The 7242-nt window shown below is 59.7% G+C and carries 8 protein-coding genes and 1 pseudogene; 3 read left to right on the forward strand and 6 right to left on the reverse strand.

All coding sequences use genetic code 11. The features are described from left to right. A pseudogene (locus AAC083_RS08400) lies at positions 1-221 on the forward strand (DUF134 domain-containing protein); the annotation flags it as partial. A 96-nt stretch (positions 222-317) separates the two neighbouring features. On the opposite strand, the gene AAC083_RS08405 reads toward AAC083_RS08400, so the two are convergent. Next, positions 318-1409 carry an HD domain-containing phosphohydrolase gene (locus AAC083_RS08405; protein ID WP_108536307.1) on the reverse strand — a complete coding sequence of 364 codons (1092 nt, stop codon included), beginning with the start codon at positions 1407-1409 and terminating at the stop codon, positions 318-320. 284 nt (positions 1410-1693) lie between these two features. Here AAC083_RS08405 and rimO point away from each other — a divergent pair, with 284 nt between their 5' ends. After that, positions 1694-3022: a 30S ribosomal protein S12 methylthiotransferase RimO gene (gene rimO, locus AAC083_RS08410; protein ID WP_108536308.1), complete on the forward strand. Its 1329-nt coding sequence runs from the start codon at positions 1694-1696 to the stop codon at positions 3020-3022. A 160-nt stretch (positions 3023-3182) separates the two neighbouring features. Here the strand turns inward: rimO and AAC083_RS22965 are convergent, their stop codons facing one another. From AAC083_RS22965 to AAC083_RS08420, 3 genes are all read right to left on the reverse strand, one after another. Continuing rightward, a complete protein-coding gene (locus tag AAC083_RS22965; protein WP_375134747.1) occupies positions 3183-3431 on the reverse strand; it encodes a hypothetical protein in 249 nt (82 codons plus the stop codon). Next, positions 3428-3646: a hypothetical protein gene (locus AAC083_RS22970; protein WP_375134748.1), complete on the reverse strand. Its 219-nt coding sequence runs from the start codon at positions 3644-3646 to the stop codon at positions 3428-3430. The genes AAC083_RS22965 and AAC083_RS22970 overlap by 4 nt, the downstream gene beginning before the upstream one ends. 208 nt (positions 3647-3854) lie before the next feature. Next, complete coding sequence (locus tag AAC083_RS08420; RefSeq protein WP_108536309.1) at positions 3855-4673, reverse strand: ABC transporter substrate-binding protein; 819 nt, start codon at positions 4671-4673, stop codon at positions 3855-3857. 238 nt (positions 4674-4911) lie between these two features. Here AAC083_RS08420 and AAC083_RS08425 point away from each other — a divergent pair, with 238 nt between their 5' ends. Then, the gene (locus tag AAC083_RS08425) at positions 4912-5460 is read left to right on the forward strand and encodes a cytochrome b (protein ID WP_108536310.1); all 549 of its coding nucleotides are present in this window, start codon (positions 4912-4914) and stop codon (positions 5458-5460) included. Between the two features lie 28 nt (positions 5461-5488). Here the strand turns inward: AAC083_RS08425 and AAC083_RS08430 are convergent, their stop codons facing one another. Together AAC083_RS08430 and AAC083_RS08435 are read right to left on the reverse strand one after the other, a co-directional pair. After that, positions 5489-6139: a bactofilin family protein gene (locus AAC083_RS08430; RefSeq protein WP_042036327.1), complete on the reverse strand. Its 651-nt coding sequence runs from the start codon at positions 6137-6139 to the stop codon at positions 5489-5491. Positions 6140-6317: 178 nt separating this feature from the next. After that, the coding region (locus AAC083_RS08435; RefSeq protein ID WP_308811002.1) for an SbcC/MukB-like Walker B domain-containing protein at positions 6318-7242 on the reverse strand (925 nt) is incomplete at its 5' end.

Here is a 7242-nt window from a genome sequence, read left to right on the forward strand (position 1 = left end):
AACCCAATGGCCGCTCCATGCACCAGCTGGAACAGGTAACCCTGACCGCCGACGAGTTTGAGGCGCTGCAGTTGGTGGATCTGGAAGGCATGTAGCAACAGGGCGCCGGGGTAATGGACATCTCCCGTCAGACCCTGGCCAACATACTGAACAAAGCTCGCTACTGTGTGGACTGTCTGAGCCAGGACAAGGAGGAAAGCCCACGTCACAGCTGCTACTGATCCCCTGCCCGGGCAGGTGAGGAGTGCCGTGACCGGCATGGCTTGCGGATAGGGTGGATAACAGGCTTGAGCGAGGGGGGGCGCAATGGCCACATCCTATTTGGTGGCGAGATCCTGATACTGCTGATGGATGACGCGAAACGCCTCCTTGTTGCGAAGCGCCGCCTCGACACAGGCGGGATCGAACTGGCTGCCGGCATGCGCCTCCAGATAGGCAAACGCCGTCTCGAACGGCCAGGGTTGCTTGTAGGGGCGCTCGCTGGTCAGCGCATCGAACACATCGGCCACCATCACGATGCGCGCCTCCAGCGGGATGGCCTCCCCCGCCAGCCCTTGCGGATAGCCCGTGCCATCAAAGCGCTCGTGATGGCTGGCGATGATATTGGTCAGCATATCGGTGTGGTGAACGCCATCGAGGCCAAACTCGTTGATCATCAGGCTGATCATCTCCCGCCCCTTGCCGGGGTGAGTCTTCATGATCTCGAACTCTTCCGGCGTCAGCTGGCCCGGCTTGAGCAGGATGGCATCCGGCACCGCAATCTTGCCGATGTCGTGCAGCCCGGAGAAGAGATAGATAAACTCCACCTCCTCGTCGCTCAGGCCGCAGGTGGGGGCCAACGTCTTGGCGATCAGCCGGGAGTAGGCAGACATCCGGTGCAGATGGTTGGCGGTCTCCTCATCCCGATAGCGGCTGAACTCCCGCGCCGTAATCAGCGCACCGCCAAGGGTCTGAATGGAGAAAAATTCCACAGCCATGATGGCCGACAGCACCTGGGCATAGGCTGACAGCTCGCTGCGAATGGGCTCGTTGAAGTAACCCGGCTCCATCGCATCGCAAAACAGAAAGCCAAACAGCCTGCTGTTAAACAGCAGCGGCTCGGTATAGCTGGAGGCATACCCCGCTTCCAGCAGTTTGCGGCTGTGCTCCGAGCTCGAGCCCAGCAGAGAGTCAAGGCTGTCGAGTACCCTGGGTTGCTGATGTTCGGCCAGATAGCGCAGAGAGGGCACCTCGCTCAACTTGACCTCGTACTGCATCAGGGGGGATCTCCCCTCGGTGCTGTGGGCAAAGGTCTTGAGCCGATCCGTGTGCTGGTCATAGATAGCGATGGCCACCCGGCTCACCTTGTCAAAACGTTGCCTGAGCGTGGCGTGCACATTCTGCATTCTCTCGCCAAATGAGCTATCCATCCCGTTCTCCCTGCTGGTGAGCCTGCCTGATGGGAGTATAATGAAGCCCACCAACCAGCTCCCGCCTTGTTAAGTGAAAACTCAACAAAATGTGATCGGGTAGACAGTTCGCTCTGCCCCAAAGAGATCCCCCCAAATTGGCGTCGTGACTGAGGTCACACCCAGGCAATCTTGCCCCGCCAGAGATATTGTTCGGTTCTGCCGTGCTGGCTGTATAGTTTTTGGTTAACCATTCCGGTAAAATCCGCGCCCTAAAAGAAGAGCCACCTAAGAGTGATTGAGCGATGTCCAACACAAAACAGGCCCCCAAAGTAGGATTCGTCTCCTTGGGTTGCCCCAAAAACCTGGTCGATTCAGAACGCATCCTGACCCAGCTGCGTACCGAAGGGTACGACGTGGTGCCCAGCTATGACGATGCAGAGCTGGTCGTCGTCAACACCTGCGGCTTTATCGACAGCGCGGTGCAAGAGTCGCTGGAAGCGATCGGCGAAGCACTGGCCGAGAACGGCAAGGTGATCGTCACCGGTTGCCTCGGCGCCAAAGAGAACCAGATCCGCGAGATCCACCCCAAGGTGCTCGAGATCACCGGCCCCCACGCCTACGAAGAGGTGCTGGGCCACGTCCACAAATATGTGGCGAAGCCAACTCACAACCCCTTCACCAGTCTGGTGCCGGCCCACGGCGTCAAGCTGACCCCCCGCCACTACGCCTATCTGAAGATTTCCGAAGGCTGCAACCACCGCTGCACCTTCTGCATCATTCCCTCCATGCGCGGGGATCTGGTGAGCCGCCCCATCGGCGACGTGCTGGCGGAAGCCAAGCGCCTGAAAGAGGCGGGCGTCAAAGAGATACTGGTGATCTCCCAGGATACCTCCGCCTACGGCGTCGATGTGAAGCACCGCACCGGTTTCTACGACGGCATGCCGGTCAAGACCAGCATGGTGGCCCTGTGCGAAGAGCTGGCCAAGCTCGACATCTGGGTACGCCTGCACTACGTCTACCCCTACCCGCACGTGGATGACGTCATCCCGCTGATGCGCGATGGCAAGGTGCTGCCCTACCTCGACATCCCGCTGCAACACGCCAGTCCGCGCATCCTGAAACTGATGAAGCGCCCCGGTACTGTCGAGCGCACCCTGGAGCGGATCCAGAAGTGGCGCGAGATCTGCCCCGAGATCACCCTGCGCTCCACCTTCATCGTCGGCTTCCCCGGCGAGACCGAAGAAGAGTTCCAGATGCTGCTGGACTTCATCGACAAGGCGGAGCTGGACAGGGTCGGCTGCTTCAAATACAGCCCGGTCGAAGGCGCCAAAGCCAACGAGCTGCCGGATCCGGTACCGGAAGAGGTTCAGGAAGAGCGCTTCCAGCGTTTCATGGAGCTGCAACAGCAGGTCTCCATCCGCAAGCTGGCCCGCAAGGTTGGCAAGGAGATGCTGGTGTTGATCGACGAGGTGGACGAAGAGGGTGCCACCGGTCGCTCCGCCGCCGATGCCCCCGAGATCGACGGTCTGGTCTACCTCAACGGTGAAACCGGCCTCAAACCCGGCGATCTGGTCAAGGTTCGCATCGATGAAGCGGACGAATACGACCTGTGGGCCAGCCTGGTAGGCTAAGCCCGCAGTCGGTGACGGCGCCTGCCCGGCAGGCGCTGATAAAAAGCCAGTCAGTGACCCTGACTGGCTTTTTTATTGATCGCACGAAATGGTTATGCGCGCTGAACCGGGGCGCAAACTGCTGCGCCTGGCGTCACCAGGACAGCGCTTCTGACGATGGCTAGGTCTTGCCAAATACCACCCGGTTACGCCCCTGTGCATTGGCCTGATTAAGGGCCCGATCAGCCACCAGCAACAAGTTATACAGGCTCTGCCCGGCAACGTTGACCTGCTTGAAGTGAGCGATATCGCACAGGGTCACTGATAGCGCTCGCCCCTGCAGCCAGTGCAACTGCAGCTCAGCACCGCACCGGTTGCTGAGCTTTGTCAGCTGCTCGGCACAAGACTGACGCCTGACCTCCTCTATCATGCAGTGCCGATCGTGAATATAGTGAAACAGCCGGGCATGGCATCGGCCGTCAATTGGGCTGTGATGGTCAACCCGCGCCGCTGGCCACTCTTGCAGTAGATCTTCGCCACGGCAGAGCCGTTTGCCAGGCTGGTCATAACCACCTGATTCCAGTCCTGGATGGCCTGAGTTCTACGCTGCTCGTCGTGATACACAGTCGCAAACCAGGCGGTCATGTCAGGCTGGGTGTAACCCATTACGCCGAGAAGGCCCGGTTCACAAGCCTGTAATGGCGAACAGGGATATTCGACCGCGTGGTCGGTATGGTACCAGGGGTATCACCACAAACCGCCTCCGACATGAGGATTGGAAATGGGCTCACGTCAAAGGATCGAAATAGGAACTGCTGCAATTCGGTCAATATCGCCTACTCGGCAGACTGGATCATGGCGTCGTTCGAACCGCCCTGGTCGAAGCGCTCTCCCCCGGCTGCCACTCCTGATAGGGACCATGAATGCCAGAGTATATCTGGCCCAGCTTGCCGGAGGCCCTGAGCCTTTCGATGGACTGCGTCAGGAACCGGTCCACCACGTCTCCTCTCCCCCCCTTGGGGATGATGAACACATCGTCAAACTCGCCAAAATTGACCCGATGGATGTTGGTCAGTCTCCTCTTCTTGAGTGCAAAATCCGCCTCCTCCTGCGCCCAGAGGAAGGCATCGATACGGCCCCTGCTCAGCTTGCCGAGGGACTGCTCGATAGAGGGGGAACGCTTGACCGAGAAAGGCCAGAAGTCGCTCCCCCCCTCGATGAGCAGGTCGCGCTTGGTGTACTCGTAACCAAGCACCATAGCCGGTGTGATGGGAGCGGCGCTGTTGCTGTAGAGCACATGGGTCACCTTGCCAAAGATCACCGAACTGAAGCGATAGAGCAGCATGGACTCATCGATATAGGGATTACGCAGGGCGGGCAGATTGAAATCTGCCTCCCCCACAACCACGCTGCGCGTCGCACGCGACATGGGGTAAACCATCACGCTCACCTCGACCCCGTCATCCAGCGCGGCTATGGCCTTGACCAGATCGATGAAGGGACCGCTCCCATCGGAATCGATGAGCCCCGGCAACAGCCCCAGATAGGCGGAAAAGTGCGATGGATGTTCAGGCTCTGCCGCAAAGAGACGATCGCTGCCACTGCCAGCCACGCCAAGTAGAATGGCGCCCAACATGAACAGCTGCGCAGCTCCCAACCCAAGATGTTTCATGACCAGACCTTCATCCGCACCGCCGTTACCAGACGCATAGCCCCGCGCAGAGGGGTGCCTGGCCAGGTACCGCCTGAGAGCTGCGAGCTGAGAATAAAATGTTCAAAAGTTATCGAGATCAAAGTTTTGCCGAACAGGGCTTGTAACATGGGGTTGGATGCAAAGAGGTCCGGGTACAGGAAGCGAGCCCGGATGGATAAAAAAGTGATGCAATGAGCTCCCCGAGAAGGACATGAACATGTTGAAAAATACCGAACAACGTTATGGCAGCCTGAGTATTGGCCTGCACTGGCTGACCCTGCTGCTGATGATTGCCGTCTACGCCCTGATGGAATTCAGGGACATCTTTCCCAGGGGATCGGCCGGGCGCGACCTGATGAAGGAATTTCACTTCATGGTGGGCTTGCTGATCCTGGCGCTGGTCGTGGCACGGCTGCTGGTGCGTTTCAGCGGCCCCTCACCCCGCATAGTGCCCGAGCAGTCCCCTCTGATGCACAAGCTGGCTCAACTCGCCCATCTGGCACTGTACGGTTTTCTGATCCTCACCCCGCTGCTGGGCTGGCTGCTGCTGAGCGTGGGCGGTAAACCCATCCCTTTCTTCGGGTTCGAACTGCCCGCCCTGCTCGCGCCTGATGATGGCTTGAAGGGAACGATAAAGGATCTGCACGAGACGCTGGCCAACATAGGCTATGCCCTGATCGCCCTGCACGCCGTTGCCGCCATCTATCACCACCATGTGCTCAAGGACAACACACTGACCAATATGCTGCCCAAGCGCCGCAGTTAAACAACGAGGGGCGCGCTGGCGCCCCTTTTTACGCCTGTTTTGCCGCCACCTCCGGCACATCAATGGCCTTGGGTTTCCCCTCGGGTTGCAACTTCTTCACGTTCCCCTTGCTCTGGCCAGAGACAGCGTTGCTATCTTCCTGAGCTTGGGATTGCCCGATGAACTGGCCTCCCTTTCGAATGGAGAGGCTGCCACCTTTGAAGGTCCCCTTCATCTTGCCACTTTCGAGGATCTCCACCTCCGTCGATGCGCAGGTGCCATCCAGGGTGCCATTGATGGTGACATGGGCGGCAGTCACCTCTCCCTCAACGCGGCCCCCCTCCATGATGCGAACTGTTCCCCCGCTGACCAATAAGGTTCCGATGAACTGCCCATGCACATCCAGATTGCCTTCCACTTGCAGCTCACCCGTGAATCTGGCTCCCTGTGCAATCACTGTCATTGCCACACCCGATACCGCAGATACAGACTCATTGCGCTTTCGTCCAAACATTCTGACTTTCTCCACCATTAACATCAGCGCCATCACTAACAGCGGCACTACGGGTAATTTGTAATATGCAGATCCCAACACATAGAGCAGCAACGCCAGGCCCCAGCAGAACCAGATGACATAAAGCGCATCACCTCGTTTTCGCATTGCGATGCGACATAAGACCCTTTCAGGTACAACCGTCATTGACCATTCCCTCTTGCGGGTGCATGGATTCAAGACCGGGGTCATGACCCCTGGTTATCTCTTTTCCCGCAATATGCGGGCATGGACCTAGATCAAGCGACCATATCGCGAAAACTCTGAAACAAAAAAGCCCCGCCATCTGACGGGGCCGCAGTCCCTCAACGGAGTGAGTCAGGATTCAGGGCAGCACCACCCGGCTTTCGCCGCCGCCCAGAGCGTCTACCCGAATTTGCACGCCGATCCGCTCCACCAGGGTCTGTACATGGGAGATGACGCCTATCTGGCGACCGGCCGCCTGCAGCGAGTCCAGGCTGGATAGCGCAAGATCCAGGCTGTCCGGATCCAGGGTACCGAAGCCCTCGTCAATAAACAGCGACTCGATCTGGGTCTGATGCGACGAGAGGCTGGAGAGGGCCAGCGCCAGCGCCAGCGACACCAGGAAGCTTTCCCCGCCGGAGAGGGAGTCCACCGATCGCACCTCATCCCCCATATCGAGATCCACCACCTGCAGCGCCAGATCCGTGCCGGGTACCCGCTCCAGTCGATAGCGTGGCGACAGCTCGCCGAGCTGGGCATTGGCCTCCAGCAGCAGGCGCTCCAGGGTGAGGCTCTGGGCGAAGGTGCGCAGCTTGGCACCGCTGGCGGAGCCGATAAGCTCGGACAGCTGCTGCCAGTGATCCGCCACCGCCTGCTGGCGGCTCAGCTCCTCTTGCAAGGAGCCCGCCTTGAGGGCAGCCGCCTCGGCCTGGGCCAAAGTGCTCTTGCACTGAAACAGTTGCTCTTCCAGCTCGCGGCAATGGGCCTCGCTGGCCCCCAGGCGCAGACCAAGCTCCTGCACAGAGAGGGCGGTCAATTCGCCGTGATGCTCGCGATAACGCGCCAGCTTGACCTCCTCCAACGCCAGCGCCCGCTGGCGTTCGGCCAGCCGGGTGCGAGCCTCGGCCAGGGCGTCGTCCAGATGCTGCAAGGCAACCCGGCGAGACTTGAGCTCATCCGGTCCCATCGCCAGCAGCCGTCGCAGATCATACTCGGCAATGCCCAGGGTAGTGGCGTGCGCCGCCCAGCGGCCCAGCACCTCGCGCCGGCGACGGCTGCTCACCAGC

It is taken from the genome of Aeromonas sp. HMWF014 (genome assembly GCF_963878295.1).
Classification (GTDB): Bacteria; Pseudomonadota; Gammaproteobacteria; order Enterobacterales; family Aeromonadaceae; genus Aeromonas; species Aeromonas popoffii.

Excerpts from the sequence above, each read along its gene's own strand:
- AAC083_RS08405 (WP_108536307.1), bottom strand. The coding sequence starts at position 1,409 with ATGGATAGCTCATTTGGCGAGAGAATGCAGAATGTGCACGCCACGCTC.
- rimO (WP_108536308.1), top strand. The coding sequence starts at position 1,694 with ATGTCCAACACAAAACAGGCCCCCAAAGTAGGATTCGTCTCCTTGGGT.
- AAC083_RS22965 (WP_375134747.1), bottom strand. The coding sequence starts at position 3,431 with ATGATAGAGGAGGTCAGGCGTCAGTCTTGTGCCGAGCAGCTGACAAAG.
- AAC083_RS22970 (WP_375134748.1), bottom strand. The coding sequence starts at position 3,646 with ATGACCGCCTGGTTTGCGACTGTGTATCACGACGAGCAGCGTAGAACT.
- AAC083_RS08420 (WP_108536309.1), bottom strand. The coding sequence starts at position 4,673 with ATGAAACATCTTGGGTTGGGAGCTGCGCAGCTGTTCATGTTGGGCGCC.
- AAC083_RS08425 (WP_108536310.1), top strand. The coding sequence starts at position 4,912 with ATGTTGAAAAATACCGAACAACGTTATGGCAGCCTGAGTATTGGCCTG.
- AAC083_RS08430 (WP_042036327.1), bottom strand. The coding sequence starts at position 6,139 with ATGACGGTTGTACCTGAAAGGGTCTTATGTCGCATCGCAATGCGAAAA.